This window comes from Arthrobacter sp. UYEF21 (genome assembly GCF_040546085.1).
GTDB lineage: Bacteria > Actinomycetota > Actinomycetes > Actinomycetales > Micrococcaceae > Arthrobacter.
In genome coordinates this window covers 1-19,139 of the sequence record NZ_JBEPNF010000028.1, presented here as the reverse complement: position 1 = coordinate 19,139, position 19,139 = coordinate 1, and the positions used below count along the sequence as shown (strand labels likewise).

General features: G+C 64.6%; 23 protein-coding genes and 1 pseudogene. 18 read left to right on the top strand and 6 right to left on the bottom strand.

Annotated elements, in window-relative coordinates:
* Positions 1-376: 376 nt before the first annotated feature.
* Positions 377-781: a VOC family protein gene (locus ABIB27_RS18690; RefSeq protein WP_354217944.1), complete on the top strand. Its 405-nt coding sequence runs from the start codon at positions 377-379 to the stop codon at positions 779-781.
* Between the two features lie 333 nt (positions 782-1,114).
* On the opposite strand, the gene ABIB27_RS18685 is transcribed toward ABIB27_RS18690, so the two are convergent.
* The gene (locus ABIB27_RS18685; protein WP_354217943.1) at positions 1,115-2,194 is read right to left on the bottom strand and encodes an aminoglycoside phosphotransferase family protein; all 1,080 of its coding nucleotides are present in this window, start codon (positions 2,192-2,194) and stop codon (positions 1,115-1,117) included.
* Positions 2,195-2,611: 417 nt separating this feature from the next.
* A complete protein-coding gene (locus ABIB27_RS18680) occupies positions 2,612-2,932 on the bottom strand; it encodes a putative immunity protein (protein WP_354217942.1) in 321 nt (106 codons plus the stop codon).
* A gap of 102 nt (positions 2,933-3,034) precedes the next feature.
* Here ABIB27_RS18680 and ABIB27_RS18675 point away from each other — a divergent pair, with 102 nt between their 5' ends.
* A complete protein-coding gene (locus ABIB27_RS18675) occupies positions 3,035-3,472 on the top strand; it encodes a VOC family protein (protein ID WP_354217941.1) in 438 nt (145 codons plus the stop codon).
* A gap of 290 nt (positions 3,473-3,762) precedes the next feature.
* Here the strand turns inward: ABIB27_RS18675 and ABIB27_RS18670 are convergent, their stop codons facing one another.
* Positions 3,763-4,971: an RNA polymerase sigma factor gene (locus ABIB27_RS18670; RefSeq protein WP_354217940.1), complete on the bottom strand. Its 1,209-nt coding sequence runs from the start codon at positions 4,969-4,971 to the stop codon at positions 3,763-3,765.
* Between the two features lie 52 nt (positions 4,972-5,023).
* The gene (locus tag ABIB27_RS18665; protein ID WP_354217939.1) at positions 5,024-5,443 is read right to left on the bottom strand and encodes a YciI family protein; all 420 of its coding nucleotides are present in this window, start codon (positions 5,441-5,443) and stop codon (positions 5,024-5,026) included.
* Between the two features lie 166 nt (positions 5,444-5,609).
* Between ABIB27_RS18665 and ABIB27_RS18660 the strand changes: the two genes are divergently transcribed.
* On the top strand, positions 5,610-6,242 hold the full coding sequence (locus tag ABIB27_RS18660) for a hypothetical protein (RefSeq protein WP_354254631.1): 633 nt from the start codon (positions 5,610-5,612) through the stop codon (positions 6,240-6,242).
* A 290-nt stretch (positions 6,243-6,532) separates the two neighbouring features.
* On the top strand, positions 6,533-6,952 hold the full coding sequence (locus tag ABIB27_RS18650; protein WP_354217937.1) for a hypothetical protein: 420 nt from the start codon (positions 6,533-6,535) through the stop codon (positions 6,950-6,952).
* A gap of 323 nt (positions 6,953-7,275) precedes the next feature.
* On the opposite strand, the pseudogene ABIB27_RS18645 reads toward ABIB27_RS18650, so the two are convergent.
* A pseudogene (locus ABIB27_RS18645) lies at positions 7,276-8,189 on the bottom strand (aldo/keto reductase).
* 753 nt (positions 8,190-8,942) lie between these two features.
* On the opposite strand from ABIB27_RS18645, the gene ABIB27_RS18640 reads away from it, so the two are divergent.
* The gene (locus ABIB27_RS18640) at positions 8,943-9,077 is read left to right on the top strand and encodes an LPXTG cell wall anchor domain-containing protein (RefSeq protein ID WP_354217936.1); all 135 of its coding nucleotides are present in this window, start codon (positions 8,943-8,945) and stop codon (positions 9,075-9,077) included.
* A complete protein-coding gene (locus ABIB27_RS18635) occupies positions 9,070-9,693 on the top strand; it encodes a CDP-alcohol phosphatidyltransferase family protein (protein ID WP_354254629.1) in 624 nt (207 codons plus the stop codon). Before ABIB27_RS18640 ends, ABIB27_RS18635 begins: the two co-directional genes overlap by 8 nt.
* Here ABIB27_RS18635 and ABIB27_RS18630 read toward each other — a convergent pair.
* Positions 9,675-11,105 (bottom strand): dihydrolipoyl dehydrogenase family protein, encoded by a 1,431-nt coding sequence (locus ABIB27_RS18630; protein WP_354254627.1) that lies wholly within the window; start codon positions 11,103-11,105, stop codon positions 9,675-9,677. The two genes, ABIB27_RS18635 and ABIB27_RS18630, sit on opposite strands and share 19 nt — an antisense overlap.
* Positions 11,106-11,117: 12 nt before the next feature.
* Between ABIB27_RS18630 and ABIB27_RS18625 the strand changes: the two genes are divergently transcribed.
* The 12 genes from ABIB27_RS18625 (at position 11,118) to ABIB27_RS18570 (ending at position 19,090) form a co-directional block, all read left to right on the top strand.
* Entirely contained in the window at positions 11,118-11,861 is a 744-nt protein-coding gene (locus ABIB27_RS18625; RefSeq protein ID WP_354217933.1) for a class I SAM-dependent methyltransferase, read from the top strand.
* A gap of 137 nt (positions 11,862-11,998) precedes the next feature.
* On the top strand, positions 11,999-12,451 hold the full coding sequence (locus tag ABIB27_RS18620) for a hypothetical protein (protein WP_354217932.1): 453 nt from the start codon (positions 11,999-12,001) through the stop codon (positions 12,449-12,451).
* Positions 12,448-13,236 (top strand): Crp/Fnr family transcriptional regulator, encoded by a 789-nt coding sequence (locus tag ABIB27_RS18615; protein ID WP_354254625.1) that lies wholly within the window; start codon positions 12,448-12,450, stop codon positions 13,234-13,236. Before ABIB27_RS18620 ends, ABIB27_RS18615 begins: the two co-directional genes overlap by 4 nt.
* A complete protein-coding gene (locus ABIB27_RS18610) occupies positions 13,233-13,532 on the top strand; it encodes a DUF427 domain-containing protein (protein ID WP_354217930.1) in 300 nt (99 codons plus the stop codon). Before ABIB27_RS18615 ends, ABIB27_RS18610 begins: the two co-directional genes overlap by 4 nt.
* A 76-nt stretch (positions 13,533-13,608) precedes the next feature.
* Entirely contained in the window at positions 13,609-14,157 is a 549-nt protein-coding gene (locus tag ABIB27_RS18605) for a carboxymuconolactone decarboxylase family protein (protein WP_354217929.1), read from the top strand.
* 111 nt (positions 14,158-14,268) lie between these two features.
* Entirely contained in the window at positions 14,269-14,676 is a 408-nt protein-coding gene (locus ABIB27_RS18600) for a hypothetical protein (protein WP_354254623.1), read from the top strand.
* Positions 14,673-15,686, top strand: coding sequence for a hypothetical protein (locus ABIB27_RS18595; RefSeq protein ID WP_354254620.1), 1,014 nt, complete (start codon positions 14,673-14,675; stop codon positions 15,684-15,686). Before ABIB27_RS18600 ends, ABIB27_RS18595 begins: the two co-directional genes overlap by 4 nt.
* A gap of 64 nt (positions 15,687-15,750) precedes the next feature.
* Positions 15,751-16,905, top strand: a complete 1,155-nt coding sequence (locus tag ABIB27_RS18590; protein WP_354217927.1) for an ABC transporter substrate-binding protein — start codon at positions 15,751-15,753, stop codon at positions 16,903-16,905.
* A 75-nt stretch (positions 16,906-16,980) separates the two neighbouring features.
* Positions 16,981-17,433, top strand: a complete 453-nt coding sequence (locus ABIB27_RS18585) for a glycine betaine ABC transporter substrate-binding protein (RefSeq protein ID WP_502909274.1) — start codon at positions 16,981-16,983, stop codon at positions 17,431-17,433.
* A gap of 289 nt (positions 17,434-17,722) precedes the next feature.
* Positions 17,723-17,923, top strand: a complete 201-nt coding sequence (locus ABIB27_RS18580) for a ribbon-helix-helix protein, CopG family (protein ID WP_354217926.1) — start codon at positions 17,723-17,725, stop codon at positions 17,921-17,923.
* Positions 17,920-18,288 (top strand): type II toxin-antitoxin system death-on-curing family toxin, encoded by a 369-nt coding sequence (locus tag ABIB27_RS18575; protein WP_354217925.1) that lies wholly within the window; start codon positions 17,920-17,922, stop codon positions 18,286-18,288. Before ABIB27_RS18580 ends, ABIB27_RS18575 begins: the two co-directional genes overlap by 4 nt.
* 478 nt (positions 18,289-18,766) lie before the next feature.
* Positions 18,767-19,090, top strand: a complete 324-nt coding sequence (locus tag ABIB27_RS18570; RefSeq protein ID WP_354217924.1) for a hypothetical protein — start codon at positions 18,767-18,769, stop codon at positions 19,088-19,090.
* Positions 19,091-19,139 lie beyond the last annotated feature (49 nt).

Genomic DNA, 19,139 nt, shown 5'->3' with positions numbered 1-19,139 from the left:
TGGAGACAGACATTGGTGATGATCCTGATTCTCGCCCTACGAATTAGACGAAGTTGCTATGAGGTACTGGCCTCACCCAACCCTGACACGTAGGGGGTGGGACACGACCATGCTCTTGCCTCACCAAATGGAGCTCTCCATCGTCGTCAATACGTCAGTACTCCTAACACTTGTCCTCGTCGTGACCGCGTTCTATGGAGTGCTGGCCTCACGCCGCCGGTGAAAACGGCTCGCTTGGGGCACTAGCGATCTGCCTCCCTGAACGGTCGGCCTTGGCGATCGTCTTGCTGACCCAACCAGATCAACAGGCCTCATAATGTCCCGCTGAGGGATCGACTTACGGGCGCCTGTGATCGAGCATGAAAGACTCACCTTCGTGAACACCCCTCCCAAGGGGACCCTGCACCATGTCGAGCTATGGGTCCCTGACATCGACCGCGCCAAGCATGAGTGGGGTTGGATTCTGCCCCGCTTGGGATACTCCACTTACCAAAGCTGGGACTCAGGAACCAGTTGGCGACTTGGCCCGACCTACATCGTGGTCGAACAGTCACCAGCCTTGAGCGGCCGTGACCATGAGCGCACGGCACCGGGCCTTGACCACTTGGCGTTCCACGCGGGAAGTCAGAAAGACGTGGATGCGCTTGTCGTGGAAGGCGTTCGTTACGGATGGAGGCAGCTGTTCCAGGACAAGTACCCGCACGCTGGCGGCCCTGATCACTACGCCGCTTACCTCTTCAACTCAGACGGCTTCGAGATCGAGCTCGTAGCCGCCGGTTAAGCAGAATGTGGCGAGCGTCCGGTGAAGGATCGGCTTACGGGCACCGGGGGTGTCATTTAGCGCCGTGAAAAGGCCGCCATATATCGCCGCGATTCACACGGCTGGCCGAAGGCATGTTTGGCTGAGCGCTGGACGACCGGCTAACGGGCGCCGGGGCCGGGTAGTAGGTGTTGCTAATCGCGAATCAGCCCGACGACGGGGTTAGGGCTGCCGAGCTTCACCTCTGTCACTTGGAGGTTGCCGCGAGAAGGTCCAGGACAAAACGGGCCATGTCGAGTCTGCCCGCCATTAGGGACCGAAGTTCACCCGTGTCCCCTTCAGCGAGTCGGTCGCTCATACAGCTGTGAGGCCGGAAAAAACAGCGATTGAAATAGCCAAAACCCGACGGACCTGATTCCGACTCACAGTAGAACCGGCTGCCTTCAGGCCGGCGCAGTAGGCGTCCATGCAGATCGGCTCCAAGCGATGCAGCGCCGTCCCTGGCATGGTTCCCTCGTTGACCCGCCCGGCGAGTAACTGCGCCAGATCATATCCGGCACAGACCTGCCCGAACATCCCCCAATCCACCACCGCGAAATTCGTGCGTCCGGTGACGGGGTCTTCCCCTTCTGTCAAAAGATTTTGCGGACACGCATCACCGTGGGCCGGAAGCGCCGGCAAGGTCATCATCTCGTCCACAAGCAGGTGGGATTGATCTGCAAAGGAGCGCAGCCCGGACACAAGGGCAGGGTCCGAATTTGCCGCTACAGCAGGGTGAGACCATATCTCATGACCTTTAATGGCCGGTATCAGCACGGACTTTCCCACTCCCGCCAAGAAATACTTCAGCCGGTTCGGCCGCCTCGTGTCCCGAATCCCCTCACTGCATCGTTCAACTGCCGTACTTCCGGCGAGAAAACCCAGCACCCCGGCTGCATCCCTGAATTGTTCATCTGACCATTCAGCATGATCGTCCTGGACAACATCCTCCATCCAAATAACCGCCCGGTCCTCCCCTACCTCGACGACGCCGAACGGCTTCGGCAAACGACTGTTCAGCGGCATGGCGTCCGACAACCCCGAGGCGTAGACCTCAGCCTCCGTCCGCCACGGATAGTTGGCTACCAAGCCAGGTCGGAACTCCTGTGGTATCCGCTCAATGCCACCCCACAGCAGCGGCGATTGAATAAGCTTCACCACAACACTGAATGCCAGAGTCCGTAACGAAGAATCCGCTGGGCGGGCCGAACCATAAACTCTCCACAACCCCCCGGTGGTCATGTTCAGGACAGACGATCCAATGCCGTATGCACCAACCGTATGAACCTCTACCTCGGGTTCCCCCAGCGCAAAGCCAACAACGTTGTTCAACAGCGCGGCGTCCGGTATGGCTGGCCCCAAGATTCCTAGCTTCCGCCACTGCTTGGATTCCATGCAAGCTCCTTAGAGCCGAGACGAAGACTTCGCCGGTGTCTACACATTAGATAACAGACTGTCTCGACGGACAATGAGCCGAAACGCACCTCCTTGCCGCAGATCCCCCGCCTACCGAACATTCGGCCACCGAAAGAGTACTTGAAGGGTGTTGCGGCGTAGGACCAGCTTGCGGGCGGCAGATTCAGCTGGAGGAAGGCTGGTCAGGGCGAGCCAAGTCGGCCTGGATCGCGCGGATGATCGAGGCGAGGATTCCGGACGCAAGAAGTCCTGGCCCCAGCGGACCGGCGGAATTCCCACCCAGCGGGGGCAAGCGCCGAAGCGCGGAACGGGCTTCGGCACTCATGTGCTCGAGTTGCCAGTGGATCTCGTCGTCGACCGTCTGGGGCCGACCGGGCGTCGCCAGTCCGGCCGCTTTCACGGCATACGCGGCTGCCCCAAGGCGTGCGCGCCCATGTGAGCGACGGCTGCGGCTTGTGTGGCAGAGCGGGCGGCAGCCACCGCAGCAGGGCTATTCACCTCGCTTGCGGCACGGCCAGCAACAAACCGCCGGCGGATCTCTTCGGCGGCACTGTGCTCACCGCGAGCGAAGGCTCGGGCTCGGGCGATGGCGTCGCGGGGGCGACCATCTGCCGGAGCCTGTGCCTCAAATAAGGCCAGGACTCGCTCAGCGCAGTCTGCGGCCCAAGTCGCGACGACGCGGCGCTCGGCCTCGCTTAGCGTCTGCGGAGAAGCCATATCAGTACCGTACACACGACTCGCAGACCGATCCCCGTTTACTCGACGACCAGTGCGCCTCGCCACTGGAGCTGATCGCTCCGCCTTGGTAGCTTTCAACGCATGGCCATCAAACTTGAGAATGTGGGTATCGCTGTTCGCGACATCGAAGCAGCAATCGCCTTTTTCACCGATCTCGGTCTTACGGTCATCGGCCGTGACACGGTCAGCGGCGAGTGGACCGATACTGCCGTTGGACTGGATGGAAACCACGCCAACATCGCGATGCTCCAGACCCCAGACGGTCATGGTCGACTTGAGCTCTTCGAATACATCCATCCCGAGGCGATCGAGTCGAACCCGACGCGTCCCAACGACATTGGCATGCACCGCGTGGCCTTCTCTGTAGACAACATCGATAAGGCCCTTGAGGTAGCTGCGAAGCACGGATGCTATCCGCTACGCGGCGTGGCGACCTACGCCGACCTCTACAAACTCACGTACCTCCGCGGTCCCAGCGGGATCCTCGTGATGCTCGCCGAGGAACTGAAGAAAGACTGACGCCCGAATCGGCCCGTATTGTTAGGCAACAAGGGTCGAGAGACCGTCCGGTAAAGGATCCTTCAATGTGCAGCAGAGTGCCCGCTAAGCGACCCGCCGTCTCGGCCAGGAAAACCGGTCCCAATGCTTGACAAAAATATAGGGTCACCCCCCGTAAACCCAGCCACACGGCGCAACCAGGACAGTGGAACCAATGAGCAGCAAGGCTCAGCACCCCACGATGCCCTCAGCCCGCAAACCCGCCGAAACCGGCTACAGATCATCCGCCCAGGCCTATCGGTGGGTCAAGGCTAAGGCCGGCTGCCGCCGTCGAGTTTGCGCTCAAGCGCCGCGCGCTCGGCTGCGTTCCCGCACAGCTTAATGGCCTGCAGGAGTGCGGACCGTGCCTCGTCGCGACGGCCGAGCCGAGTGAGCATCTCGCCGCGGACCGCGGGGAGCAGGTGCGAGCCGGCCAATTCGCCCCGTGATGCGATCGCGTCGACCAGCGCGAGGCCGCCCGCCGGACCGGAGGCCATCGCGACCGCGACCGCACGATTGAGTTCGATGATAGGCGAGGGTGTCAGCCGTCCGAGGGCTTCGTAGAGAATGATGATCCGCTGCCAGTCGGTCTCGGCCACCGAGTGCGCCACCGCGTGACACTCAGCAATGGACGCCTGAAGACCGTATGCGCCCAGTCCATGTCCGGCCCCCACGGCCCGTGCGAGTGCCGCACGTCCGCGCCGGATCGCCGACTGGTCCCACAGCTGTCGGTCCTGGTCCTCAAGAAGCACCGGGCGTTCGGACATGTCGAGTCGTGCTGGAAATCGGGCGGCGGTGAGTTCCAACAGTGCGAGCAGCCCGAACACCTCGGGCTCGGGCGCGAGCCGCACCAGCACGCGAGCCAGCCGGCGCGCCTCGCTGGCCAGATCCGTGCGGATCCACTCCTCGCCACCCGATGCGGAAGAACCCTCCGTGAAGATCAAATAGACAACCTGAAGCACCGAGCCAAGCCTCTCCGCCAACTCGTGCGCTTCCGGCACGGCGAACGGCACGCGGGCGGCGGCCAGCGTCTTCTTGGCCCGTGTGATGCGCGCCTGAATGGTCGGCACCGGCACAAGAAACGCCTTTGCTATCTCATCGCTGCCCATGCCGCCGACCACCCGCAGCGTCAACGCGATCCGCGCCTGCCTCGACAAGACCGGATGGCATGAGACGAACATCAAAGCCAGCACGTCGTCGTCGATCGCACCGGGGCTGAACAGCGCGTCCGCTCCCGGTATCTCCGCCGCGAGGTCGCGGGCAAGCAGGGCATACTTTTCCTCGCGCGCCGCCAGCCTTCTGAAAGTGTCGATCGCACGACGCCTTCCGGTAGTCAGCAGCCACCCGACAGGCTCTGCTGGCACCCCGTTGACGGACCAGGAGACGAGTGCCTCGGCGAGGGCTTCCTGTGCGAGATCCTCAGCCAGCGGAAAGTCTCCGGTGTAGCGGGCGAGGGCGCCGACGAGGCGGGCGGATTCCATCCGCCACACCGCTTCGACGGCGCCCCTCGCCTCGTGCGCTGTCACTGCCGGGTCAGAGCTGTCCGGTCTTCTCGCGCCACGCGAGTTCCTTCTGGATCCATTCGTTGTCCTGAGGAAACTCATCGATGGTGGTGACGCGGCGGATCTCGGTCTTGCTGCCCGCCGTCAGGGGCGCCCGCTTGGCCCACTCGATGGCTTCCTGCTTGGACGCGACGTCGAGGATGTAGTAGCCAGCGAACAGTTCCTTCGTCTCCCCGTAAGGACCGTCTGTAACCACCGGAGTTTCGCCGGTAAAGTCGACGACGACGCCCTCGTTCGGATCGGCCAGGCCCTCGGCCGCCAGCAGGACCCCGGAACGGACCAGCTCGTCGTTGAACTTGCCCATGCTCTCCATGATTTCCGCGAAGTCGATGTTCGCGAAGTTCGCGTACGACTCGTCGGTTGCCCGGATGATCAACATGTACTTGGCCATTTCATACTCCTTTGTTATGGAAGGTCGCCCTTCGACCTTCTCACCCACAGGTCGAACGGCGCGAGGCCAGATCGACACTAGGCGAAGAATATTTTCTTGCTTTCCGGGCGGGACGGCCCGCCAACCCACGATCAACGCTCACCGAAACACCCCGCCATCTCGAAAGATGACTTTGGCCGGGACTTCACTGATCCCCGTTGACCGGTTGTGGCTGGCAGGGCAGGCTGTCCATGACAGGGGGATCATGATCAAGTACCTACGCACCTCGGCTGCCGTCGCGTCGCTGCTTGGGTTCGCCCTTGCCGGGTGCCAGCCGGCAGCCGGTCCGCTGACGGTGGGACCGTCCGCGACGCCGCCAATCCCTTCGTCGTCCGAGCTCGCGGCCATCGTCCGGGCTGCCGTCGAAGATCGCAACGGCACAGTTCTTGACGCTCCCACCGCCCCGCGCCTCGCCAACGGGCAGACGACAGGGGCCTACCGGGCCAAGCGCGAGCGGGACCTCCCCGTGGTGGCACGGTCGAAAGTCGGATTCAAATCGACCGGTTACTGGTATACGTCCTTTTCGACGACGGTGACGGTGGAGTCGATCGACGTGACCGGTTCGGAGATTAGCGTCCATTTCAAGGAATTGACCGAGGAATACCTCAGCTCGAAGACGAATGGGCCGAGCAGCGTCCCGACGGGCTACTCGTTGCCGCAGACCGCGACGTTCCGGGCATCCGCGGACGGCTGGAAGCTAGACAGCATCGCGCCTTCCGTGCACGGGGGCGGCTTGCCGATGTCCGTCGTCGAGGGCTGAGAACTGCCCGTTAGAGCATCGGCTTGCGGACACTTATGCGCCATATAGCGATCACAGAACGCCGCCTCATAGCGATCAAATCCACAACTCCGGCACTCCCGTGATCACCGGGCACGTTACCCTCGAGAATGAGTGCCTCACGGACGGGCACGCGGCCCTGATCCTCGCGGGCGTGCAAAATGCGTGGCGGAACACTTCGATGTTTCCGTCGAACACTCCACCTTCCCGCTCGAACCGGCCCCGCACCGCGACCAGGAACACATCCCCCACTGACGAAACGGATACACGCCATGACCAGCGCCGACCCCACGGCCACCATCACGAGCACGGGTGTGCTGCAGCGCCGCGGGCTGCGCCTTGAATACGCGACCCTCGGCTGGAACGTTATCGGCCTGGCGGTCCTGGCCGCCGCGGCGGTCCAGGCCGGCTCCCCAGCCCTGGCTGGCTTCGGCCTGGACTCACTGATCGAGATCTTCGCCTCCCTTGTAGTGGTGTGGCAGCTCAAGGGGGTCCACGCGGACCGGGAGGCCCGGGCGATGCGGCTGATCGGGGCCGGCTTCGCAATCCTCGTCGTGTACCTGATCATCCAGCTCATCGTGGTCTTTGCCACCGGCGGCCGGCCGGGCGTATCACTGCCGGGGATCATCTGGACCGCACTGACGTTCCTGGTCATGCTGGCCCTGGCCTGGGGCAAGATCCGCACCGGATAGGGAAGTGCTCACCTAATTAGACAGATGCGGAAATTCCCGCTTGATGATGGCCAGTACCTTGCCCTCCACCTCGCGGATGCTCCTGAAGGGAACATGGACGATGCCGGGATCGAAAGGGTTAGTTACGTAGCCAGCTGTCGGGATTTTTTGGCGCCTGGCCTCTCCCTCAGGGAGTGGTCAACAAAATGGCGGACGCAATGCCGATCAGACAGACGTGGCAAACCAGTTCGACCTTGGAGCTGAAGACACGAGCGACGGTAACGTCCTACGGGAGTGGCCGTTTCGGATTTGGAAATAGCCCGCTCGTCGGTCTGGTGAGGTGCTCAGTATCCGGCGACAGCGTGGGGGACGTAGGAACTTTCCAGTTCGGCCTTTTCCTCGGGGGTGAGCGTCAGTTCCAGGGAGGCGAGGGCGTCCTGGAGGTGGGCCGGCTTGCTCGCGCCGACAATCGGTGCACTGACGACGCTGTTGGAGCGGACCCAGGCCAGGGCGACCTGGGCGCGGGGCACTCCGCGGCGTTCGGCGATGACGCGCACGGCTTCGGCGACCGCCCTGTCGCTTTCCTCGGTGGTGTAGAGCGTCTTGCCGAACTCGTCCTTCTCCGAGCGGTTGGTTTTCTCGTCCCAGTCCCGTGTGAGCTTCCGCGAGCCAGGGGACTCCAGGGCAGTACCCCTATCTTCTGGTCCGCGCAGAGGGGGAACATTTCGCGTTCCTCCTCCCGGTAGACCAAGTTGTAATGGTCCTGCGTGGTGACGAAGCGGGTCCAGCCGTTCAATTGCTGCTGGTACAGCGCTTTGCTGAACTGCCAGGCGGCCATCGAGGATGCGCCGATATAGCGGACCTTGCCGGCTTTGACGACGTCGTGAAGGGCTTCCAGGGTCTCCTCGACCGGCGTGGCGGGATCCCACCGGTGGATCTGGTACAGATCCACGTAGTCGGTTGCCAGTCGGGTCAGGCTGGCATCAAGTTCCGCGAAGATGGCCTTGCGTGACAGGCCCCGCCCGTTCGGGCCTGGCCGCATTACCCCGTGCACTTTCGTGGCGATGACAGTTTCCTCCCGATGGGTAAAATCGGCCAGGGCCCGGCCCATGATTTCCTCGCTCGAGCCATGGGAGTACACGTTGGCGGTGTCAAAGAAATTGATGCCCGCTTCCACGGCCTGGCGGATCAGCGGCCGGCTTTGGTCCTCCGGCAGCGTCCAGGGATGCGGACCCCGGTCCGGGTCCCCGAACGTCATGCATCCCAGGGCCAGCGGCGAGATGTCCATGCCGGTATTTCCGAGCTTGATGTATTCCACGTTCGTCCTCCGTCAAATAGACATAGTCATAGTCCCGGAGCTTGGCACGGCCCTTGCCCTCCACGCTATGTGAAAAACGGCCCACTGTGGGCGCACGCAAGGTGTCACGGCGATCCCACCGTCACAGCGTCGCCGGCAGAGGCAGACGCCGTCGGGTTTTAGGGAACCAGCGACTACTTCGGGGCGAGGCTCTGATTGTTGGCGCCGTGCTGTGGCGGGGGCTGGTGCCGCCGCAATGGCTCCCCTGTTTTCGTGCGTCTGCCGTATCCGCGGACGGGTCTGAGGGGCGCCGCCGTTCGTGCAGCTGTCCGCCGCTCGAATCATGAATTATTTTAAGGGGTGGAATCATTATTCGGAGACCAGAGACCAGAGACTCAGTGCGCCGTGCGGGCTTGCCCGGGAGCCTGCAATGAGCGCGGGCAGGATCCGGTGCCAGTCGAGGCTCATATCTTCCAGCAGGATCAAGCCTTTCTGGGCAAAGAAGCGCCGCACCTGTCAACGCGAGGTGCGGCTGTTTGGAGGAGGCCTAGGTGGGGATAATTGGGGTGTGGACAGTGTCCACACTTTGGGTCTCGGAGTGGGCCGTACCGGTGCCGCACTGGGCCGGACTACACCGCCGGGCTGACCTCGATCCGCTGGTGGCCCTACTTCCTGGGGACCGCCATCGGTATCCTCCCGGGGACGGTGAGTTATGTGACCTTGGGCGCGTTCGGCGGCCAGCCGGGGTGGCAGCTCGGCCTCTCTCTCGGGGCCCTCGGTGTGCTTACCGTGGCCGGGCTGGTGTTCGTCGTCCGGCGGCGCCGGAAGGACAAGGCCTCCGATGTTTGATGCCCGGTTGCGGCGTGGCATGGCGCCGGCCCTGGGTCGGGTCGCTGGATGGCTGGACCGGCCATGGATCACCCCTGACCGGCTGACGGGCTTGAACCTGGTGCTTGGCCTAACCAGTGCCGCTCTGGCGGTGCAGTGGTGGCTGCCGGCCCTGGCCGCGTGGCTGCTGTGCCGGGTCGCCGACGGCCTCGACGGCCCGCTGGCCCGGCGCCGGAACGCCCGCGCGGGGATTGAAGACACCGGGCGGGGCGGATTCTGGGACATCTGCGCCGATTTCATCGTCTACGGCGCCACGGTCCTCGGCGTCGGGATCGGCGCGGCAGCGGGCTTCGGTGTCCCGTGGCTGCCGTTCCTGCTGGTCCTTTTCGCCTACTACATCAACGGCACGGCCTTCCTGGCGTTCTCCTCCATCGCCGAAAAAACCGGCCGCCAGCTCAGGGACGGCCGGTCCTTGTCCTTCCTGGCCGGCCTGACCGAAGGCGCCGAGACCGTGGCCGTGCACAGCCTCTGGCTGATCTTCCCGGGCGCCGCCTGGGAAATCGCGTCCGTCTGGGCGCTGATGGTCACCGCCAGCGGCGTCCAGCGGATCATCGCCGGTTACCGGTCCCTGCGGTGAGGCACGGGCCGGTCCAGCCATCGGCGCCGGAACCAGATCAGCGCCGCCATGGCCCGGCGTGTACCCGGAGAGGCCAGGCGTTCCCGGACATCGGCGACGGCGGCGTTCCACACACCGTCCGAATAGGTGGGGTAGGGGTGCGTCGTTCCGGCGATGTCAGAGGTGGTCATTCCTTTCTGGACTGCCAGGGTCAGTTCAGCCAGGGATTCCCCGGCCCGCGGACCGACGATCGTGCCGCCCAGGATTTTTCCCCGCCGGTCCACGATCAGGCGGGTGAACCCGTCCGTGGTGTCCTCCGTGACGGCCCGGTCGACATGGTGATGCCGGACAGTCCGGGCACGATGCTGCAGGCGGGCCTCGGCGGTGGTGAGCCCGACGGCGGCCACTTCCGGTGCGGTGAACGTCACCCGAGGCACCGTGCCGCTGATTGTGCGGTTGAGTCCGAGGACCGCGTTCGAGGCGGCCACGGAGGCGTGGACGCCGGCCAGGTGGGTGAACCGGGGGTTAGCGGTCACATCTCCGGCGGCCCAGATGCGCGGGTTGGACGTCATCATCCTGGCATCGGTGAACACGCGGCCGGCCTCGTCCAGGCTGACCCCGATCCGTTCCAGGCCCAGACCCGCGGTCCGGGGCGTGCGTCCGGTGGCCAGCAGAACGACGTCGGCGTCCACATTAGCGCCGTGCGCAAGCCGGAGCCGGGACCCGGCGTCCGTGGTGACCGCGTTCTCGACGGTCGTGTTCTCCAGGACGCGGACACCGTCGGTTGCCAGGGCATCCCGGACGAGGTCGGCGGCGTCGGGGACTTCCTTGGGGAGGATCCGGGAGCGGATGATCAGGGTGACCTCTGATCCGAGGCGGGCGAAGGCTTGTCCGAGTTCGCACGCGATCGGGCCGCCGCCGACAATCGCCAGCCGCCCCGGAAGGGTGTCGAGTTCCCAGATCGTGTCCGAGGTCACGATGGCGCCCGGGTCCAGGCCCCGGATGCCGGTGCTGACCGGTGCGCCGCCGGTGGCAATCAGTGCCTGCCGGAAACGGATCGTCCTGCCATCAACCTCGGCCACGCCGGGGGCGCGGAACGTCAGGGTGCCCTTGATGACTTCCGCCCCGGCGGCTTCGAGTGCCGCCGGGGAGTCGACGGGTTCGATGGTGTTGATCGCGGCGAAGATGCGTTTCCGGACCTCGGCGAATTCCGGTGGCTGCCCGGTTAGGGCGCGGGCTGTCGCGGCGTGGTCGGCTGCCGAGAGGAGGGTTTTGGACGGGACGCATCCTGTCCACAGGCAGTCACCGCCGGTGCGGGCCTGTTCGACCAGGACGGTCCGCGCTCCGAAGCCGGCTGCCGTTTTGGCACCCACGATCCCGGCGGTCCCCCCGCCGACGACCAGGAGGTCAATGATCGGGTTCTCAACTGCCATGATGGACTCCTTGTGAGTGATGTTGCATGCCGGACATTTGCGCCCGACGGTCCGGTTTTGCGCGACCGTGCCGCTGCGGCGGAACGAAACCTGAAGGAGCCCGCCATCCGCGATAAGTACACACTGTTTGCCCCGTATTACGACCAGTTCTCATGCGAATACCCTGTCTATCATGCCGGACGGGTGCTCGGCATTGACGCCCTCGCCCCCACGGAGGGCCAGCAGGTGCTGGACATCGGCTGCGGAACCGGGCTGAATTTTCCCCTGCTGCAGGAGCGCATTGGTGCCTCCGGGACCATCGTCGGCATCGACCGCAGCGCCGACATGCTGCGCCAGGCGCGGCGACGCGCCCAGGCCCGCGGCTGGGAGAACGTGATCCTACTCCAGGCGGACATGGTGCTGCTGGATCCAGGGTCGATCGCTGCCCGCATCGAAGAGAGCGGGGGATCTGCGGGTTCGGATGCTGCCCTGGCCACCTACTCGCTGTCCCTGATGGGGGACTGGCAGCAGGCCTGGACGAACATGACCGGGCTGCTGGCCAGAGACGCGCGGGTCGGGGTCGTGGACCTGCAGGACCCGGTGGGATGGGCGCGGTGGCTCACTCCGCTGGCACGACTGGCCTGCGCGGCCGGAGGATCCGATATCACCGCCGCCCCCTGGCGGGCCGTGGAGGAACGCTGCGTCGATGTCGTCTCCGCCTCCGCCCGGGGCGGACACCTGCAGATCCGGGCCGGGAAGACGGCGAACGACCGATAACCGGGGCCCGGCTTTACTGGAGTGTGCACCGTTGCCGGTATTTGTTTTTGCTGTGTAGTGCAGATTACTGAACGGTGCTCCGGACCGGCCTTACCTTAAAGACGTCAGCAAAACCCTGTTCATGGAAGGTCGCCGTCATGGCTTCTGCATCAGCTCTTTCCCGTCCCGCGTCCGGCACCGGCGTGGGGCGGCGCGTTCTGGCCGGGGCCGCCGGGGGCATTGCCGGCGGTATCGTGTTTGGAATTCTCATGGCCATGATGGGCATGCTGCCCGTCATCGCGTCCATGGTCGGCTCCAACTCGGCCGTGGTCGGGCTCAGTGTTCACCTGATGATTTCGGTGGCTATCGGGCTCGGCCTGACGGTACTGTTCGGCAACCGGTTCCCGACCGGGTATGGCCGCGGTGCCCTTGTCGGACTCGGCTACGCGGCCATCTGGTGGGTCCTTGGCCCGCTGATGATCATGCCGGTCATGATGGGCATGCCCCTGTTCGCCATTAACCTCACCGCGCTGATGAGCCTCATGGGGCACCTGATCTATGGCGTTATTCTGGGACTGGTGGCGGTCCGTGTCCTGAGGAGCCGGGCATGACCGATTCCTGCCGGGTCGATGTGGGGGCCACCGTCTCCGGAGACCTGCGACCGTGGGCCCCGCAGCAACGAGAGGCCGACCCGCTGATGGCAGAACCCGCAGACCCGTTCAGTTGTTTGAATGAAGTTGATCTGTTCGCTGATCTGAGCGCGCAGGAGATCGGGGCGATGGACCTCATGGCCCCGGCCCGGCTGTTCCGCCGCGGGGAATTGCTCTTCAGCCAAAGCCAGCCCGTCAAGGCGCTGTTCATCCTCAAATCCGGCCGGGTGCGGATCTTCCGGGTCGCTGAGGACGGCAAGGCCCTGACGATGGCCATCCTGGAACCGGGCGCCGTGTTCGGGGAGATGATGCTCGTGGGCCAGCGGATGTATGACAACTATGCCGAAGCCATCGAAGACTCCGCGATCTGCCAGCTCAGCGTGGACGAGGTCGAACGGTTCCTGCTCTCGGATCCGCGCATCGCCATCCGCATCTCCCGGCTCCTGGGCGAACAGGTAGCCCGCCTCGAAGAACGCCTGACCGACCTGGCGCTGCGGCCGCTATCGGCCCAGGTGGCGTCCACCCTGCTCAAACTCGGTGACGCCGGAGGGCCGCCACGCTTCGGGCAGGCCCGGACCATCCACCTGACCCACGAACAACTCGCCGGTCTCCTCGGCGCCTCCCGGGAAGCCACCAGCAAGATCATGGGCGAGTTCACGGCCAAAAAAGCCATCCGGCAGGGCCGCGGGCGCATCACCATCCAGGACCGCGACGTCCTGCGCAAACTGGCCCGGAGCTCCTCATGATCACGGCCACGTTTCACGGCCAGGTGATCGCCCGCACCGAGCAGACCGTCTATCTGGAAGGCAACCACTACTTCCCACCGGAGTCCCTGGTTCCGGACACATTGGAAAACAGCTGGGTCCGGACCCTGTGCTTCTGGAAAGGCATCGCCCGCTACCACCACGTCCACGCGGGAGGCCACCAGGCACCGAACGCCGCCTGGTCCTACCCGCGGCCGACACCCCTGGCCCGGATAATCAAAGGCCACGTCGCCTTCGCCCCCGGCAGTGGCGTCACCGTCAGCGGCGACCGCCCCTGAGCGTTCCCGGTTTCGCCACTGCCGTCTTGCCCACAGTTTTGTCCTTTGTGAATCGAAAAGATAAGAGAGTACCCGCATGCCGCGCATTCCCGCCCACACCGTTGCCACAGCACCCGAAGCATCCCAGGGGATCGCCCGGAAACTGGAGCAGAAAATGGGCAAACTGCTCAACATCCACGCCGGGATGGCCCACTCACCGGCTGTGATCGCCTCCTACGAGGGGATGTCGGCCGCCATCGCAGCCCACGGCAGCTTTGACGCCCGCACACGGGAAGCGATCGCCCTGGCCGTTGGAAACCAGAACGGCTGCGACTACTGCCAGGCCGCCCACACCCTCTCGGCACGCCGGGCCGGGCTGACAGATGAGCAGATCATCGCGATCCGCGCCGGTGAAGTGGACTTCGACGACAAAATCGAAACCATCTCCTCCGTGGCCCGCGAAGCCGCGGCCAGGACGGGGAACGTCTCCGACGCGACCTGGCAGGCGGCCCTGGACGCCGGCTGGAGCGCCGAGGAACTCTCCGAAGCGTTCGCCCACATCGCGGCAAACCTGTTCACCAACTACTTCAACCACTACGCCGGAACCGAACTGGACCTGCCCGCCGTCCCGGAACTGAGCGCCTGAGACGCCGGGGAAGGTGGAAGGGAGGGCGCTCCCTTCCACCTTCCCCACGCTCACGCTCACGGCACCCTGCCGCCCGGTCCGCCGCTTAGCCTCCACACCAGCAGGAGAACCATGAAGATCCCAGCCCTCCTCCGGAGCGTCGAGCTCCTGACACGTCCGGTCCACCCGGAGAGCAGGGCCGCGATGGATCAGCGCTGGGCCGGGCTCCCCGGGCACGTGAAGACCCCGGCGCAGCTGCTGGGACGAAGCGCCGTCGGCTGCGAAGGCACCCACGGCGTTTTTCCCAAATGCAATCTGACCTGCTCGCCGTGCTACCACTCCGCGGACGCGAACAAGGTCCGGATCGACGGCGGACACACCGTCGCCGCCGTCAGGAAGCAGATGGAGTTCCTGCGCCGGGTCCGGGGCCCCCGCGCCCACGCCCAGCTGATCGGCGGGGAAGTCAGCCTGCTCCCGGCCAGGGACCACGCGGCAGCCCTGGAAGCCATGCAGCCAACGGCCGCGAACCGATGTCCATGACCCACGGCGATTTCGACTACGACTACCTCATGGACGTCGTCCTGGACCATGACGGCAGCCCCCGGTTCCGCAAAGTGTCCTTTGCCGCGCACTTCGATTCCCTGATGCGGGGCCGCCGCGGCGCCGTGCGCCCCCGAAATGAAGCCGAACTGAACCCGTTCCGCGCCCGGTTTGCCGAAATGTTCGTCGCCCTCAAACACGACCACGGAATCAGTTCCTACCTTGCCCACAACATGACCGTCACCCCGGGCAACGTCGGCCAGGTCGCCGAGGTCACCACGGCGGTCCTGAACATGCCATACGACATGCTCTCCTTCCAGCCGGCCGCCTACATCGGGGATGACCGGAGATGGTCCGAGGACTTCGAGGAGATCACCATCGACGCGGTCTGGTCCCGCATCGAAGCCGGCGCCGGCCACAGGATTCCCTGGCAGGGAACCCAGTTCGGGGACACCCGCTGCAACCGGACCGCCGTCGCCCTCAGCACCGGGACCGGACTCACCGCGCTGCTGGACCCGGAGGACCCGCGGGACCTCGCCGCGCGCGACCGGCTCCTGAAGCACCACGGAGGAATGTATTTCGGCGGCACCCCGGCCTGGATCGTGGGCGCCAGAATCCTCCGGGCACTCCTGGCCCACCCCGCAGACCTTCCCGTCATCGCCGCTTTTGCCCGCCGCCTCGTGCACCGCGCCGGCGGCCTGCGTGCGGTGGCATCCGCGGCCTGGCGCCGCCGGCTGTCGTTCAAAACGTTCGTGGTTCACAACTTCATGGACGCCGCCGACGTCACACCCGCGTGGGCCCTGATGGAGCAGGGCGTGGTCAGTGATGACCCCAAAATCCGGGAAACCCAGGAACGCCTCGGCGCTTGCATGTACGCGATGAGCCACCCCGAAACCGGGAAGCTCATCCCGGCCTGCGTCCAGCACTCGACCCGGGACGCTGCAGAAAACGCCGGACTACGGAAAATGCTGCCGCTCCGTCCGGTCACAACGTCGGCCGGGAAACCGTAGCCGTGACGCAGCGAAGACGCCCAACCAAGACGATGATCACCCTGACAGGACCGGAACACCGCCCATGATTTTTACCCTCCGCGCCAGAAACCTCCTCCCCGGTATCGCGGCGGCCGCGCTGGCACTGGCCGGCTGCGCCGCCCCTCCGGCCGCCCAGCCCGGGTTCACCGGCTGGGACCAGGTCACCGCCGCCGCCCAGGGCCAGACCGTGCGCCTGTGGATGTATGGCGGCGACGAGCAAGGAAACTCCTACGTCGACAACACGCTCAAACCCGCGGCGGCGAAAGAAGGAGTCACGCTCAAACGCGTCCCGGTCGCCGACACGAAAGACGCGATGAACCTTTTCCTGACCGAAGTGCAGGCCGGAACCCGCAACGGTGCCGTCGACCTGGTCTGGGTCAACGGGGACAACTTCGGCATCGGCAAACAGGCCGGGGCCTGGTCCTGCGGCTGGACATCGATGCTGCCCAACATGACACTCACCGCGGCGTCCGACCCGCTGCTGGCCAACGATTTCGGGACACCGGTCGAGGGTTGCGAAGCGCCGTGGAGCAAGGCCCAGTTCACCTTCGCGTACAACTCCGCCACCGTCACCGACCCCCCTAAGACCCTGGCAGGGCTGCTGGACTGGTCCCGGACCCATCCAGGCCGCTTCACGTACCCGGCGCCGCCGGACTTCACCGGCTCCGTCTTCACCAGGCAGGTGCTCTACAGCGTCTCCGGCGGATACGCTAAGGTGCCGCTCGGCTTCGACCGGAAAGCATTCGACACGCTCACCCCGGCCCTGTCCGACACGCTCACCGGCCTTGCCCCGTCGCTATGGCGCGAAGGGAAGACCTACCCGAAGACATCCGCGGAACTAAACGCCCTGTACGCCGGCGGCCAGGTCGATTTCACCATGACCTACGGCCCGGGCGTGCTGGTCATCCGGCAGGAAAGCATCAGCATCCAGGACAATACCCGGAGCTCTGCCGAGCACGGCGTGCCCGGCATCGTGACGGACATCCCGGTGCTGGGGCCCCGCCGGCTGGTCACCGTTGACGCATCCGGCATCACACTTCAGGCCGAGGCGCCCTGGGGCCGGCCGCTGGGTGCCGGCGATGCCGTCCGGCTCACAATCCCGCTCTCCGCGCGGGCCCTCGTCCCGGGCCAGCCGGACCCCCGCGGGCCCACCACGGGGGACACCGCCACCGCAGTCATGACTACCGGAAGAACCTGACAATCTGGCCCCTGTGGTCGATGCCCCCCATCATTTACCCCGGGAACTGCCCGGGCTAAGAAAAGGAAAACGATCATGAGACATGCCCTGACACGGAGTGCTGCCCTGGCAGCAGGAACCCTGCTCACGCTCGGACTGGCCGCCTGCGGCGCCGGCGCGGACCCGCTGAACAACGCCCGGCCCACGGACCAGGCCAGCTCTGGAGGCGCCCTGGTCATCGGCTCGGCCAACTTCCCCGAGAGTCAGACGCTTGCGGAGATCTACGCAGGTGCGCTGAACGCAGCCGGCATCCCGGCGTCGACCAAGCCCGGGATCGGATCCCGCGAAGTGTATGTCAGGGCGTTGCAGGACAGGTCCATCGACCTTGTTCCGGACTACAGCGGCAATCTGTTGCGGTACGTGGACAAGACGGCCACCGCTGTCAGCGCCGAGGACGTCATGAACGAACTCCCCGGGAAATTGCCCGGGTCGACACTTTGCGAAGATACGTCGAGGCACTCGGCGGGCGAGCGGATCCAGATCGCCTGACGAGCCGCCTCGGAACCGTCCGTGCTGCGGCCGTCGTCCTGTCCGCGCGAGCGGTTTCAGACGAGGCCAAATGGGGTGTGCTTAACGTGCACACCTGGTCTTCGGACTGATTCGTATATCGGGCGGACTGGGCCGGTCTGGGGAGCTCTTCGGGGGTATGGACAATGTCCCCACTTCGCGCTCCGGACTCACACCCCTGTGGCACAAATCTTTCGTTGTGGCGGGCTGGAAGTTCGAAACGCCTCACCTCAGGGTATTTGGTACTGGATTGGTACCATTGAGTATGGCTATGAATCTGCGAGTTCCGGAAGACCTCGACCGCCGTCTCGATGAGCTTGCCGCCGAGGAACACACCTCCAAGTCGGCGCTTCTTCTCCAAGGGGCTGAGCTGATCCTCCAGCGCCACGGTCGCCGTCGCGAGATCAGTGAGGGTCTGGATTTCGTAATGAGCCACGATGCGGTGCTGCTCAAACGCCTTGAGGATGCATGAGTTTTTACCTCGAGATTGAGGACGCGCTGCAGGTGATCGACCGGTACGGGTTCCACATCCGTGACATCGGGTTGCTCGCCTCCGCCTTGGCGCGCCCCGCAACGACGGTCATGGGCGCGGAAGCCTATCCTCAGCTGGCCGTAAAGGCGGCGGCACTCCTCGAGTCCGTGGCCAGGTTTCATCCGCTCATCGACGGCAACAAGCGGACTGCCTGGACGCTTATGGTCCTGCTGCTCTGGATCAACGGCTACCGGCATGACTTCAGCACCAACGAGGGCTTCGATCTGGTTGTGGGGGTGGCTGCCGGAGTCGTGGACTTGCAGGGCAGCGCCGACTTGATCGAGAAACACCTGATTCGGCGGTAGGTCCTGTGGGAGGGGTTCCCGGTTGATTCGAGGAACCGTTTGACGTGCGGTTGGTGGGGAGCCTGCAGGGCCAGATTCGGAGTGTGGACAATGTCCACACTTTTTGGCTTCGGACTGGGCCGTACATTGGCCGCACTGGGCCGGATTCCGCATGTTTCCGGGACTTCTCAGTGTTTACAAGGCCTGGAGTCCGGTTCGAGTCCCACCTCGGGCACAGTGGTTCCGCAGGTCAGCAGGGTTTCAGGATCTTGGGTGTGCACAAAAACTCGTTTTCTGTGCACACGAAGCCTAGAATTTTGGGTATGGCCAGCGTCTGGGAACGGAAAAAATCGGACGGATCCACGTCCTACACGGTCCGCTGGCGGAACCCCAGACGCGAAAGCAAGAGGGGATTACCCTAGCGACGTCGGCGGAGGCCCAAACACTCAAGCGCCTCCTTGATGCCAACAACCAATCCTTTGAGATTGCCCAGCATGCGATGGTCGCGAACCAGACTAAAGCCCCCACCGTCTCGGCCGTGATCCAAGAGCATATCGACCTTCTGGTCCGGCCTTCAGTTGGCACAGTGCACACATATCAGACCATGCTGAAGCTGCACCTCGCCGACATCATCGGGCACATACCCGTGGACAAGCTTAACTGCCGGCACCTGACGTACTGGATCAAGGCCATGCAGACCAAAGGCCGGTCCGCTAAGACCATCAAGAACAACCATGGCCTCATTTTTTTCGGCGATGGAGAAAATGAGGTAACCTTCCTGCGGTCTGTGCAGGGGTGGTCTCCGGCGGGGTGGTGGCGCTGAAGCGGGTGGTGTGGGTTTGTGGGTCAGGCTGCGGGTGCGAGGGTGACGG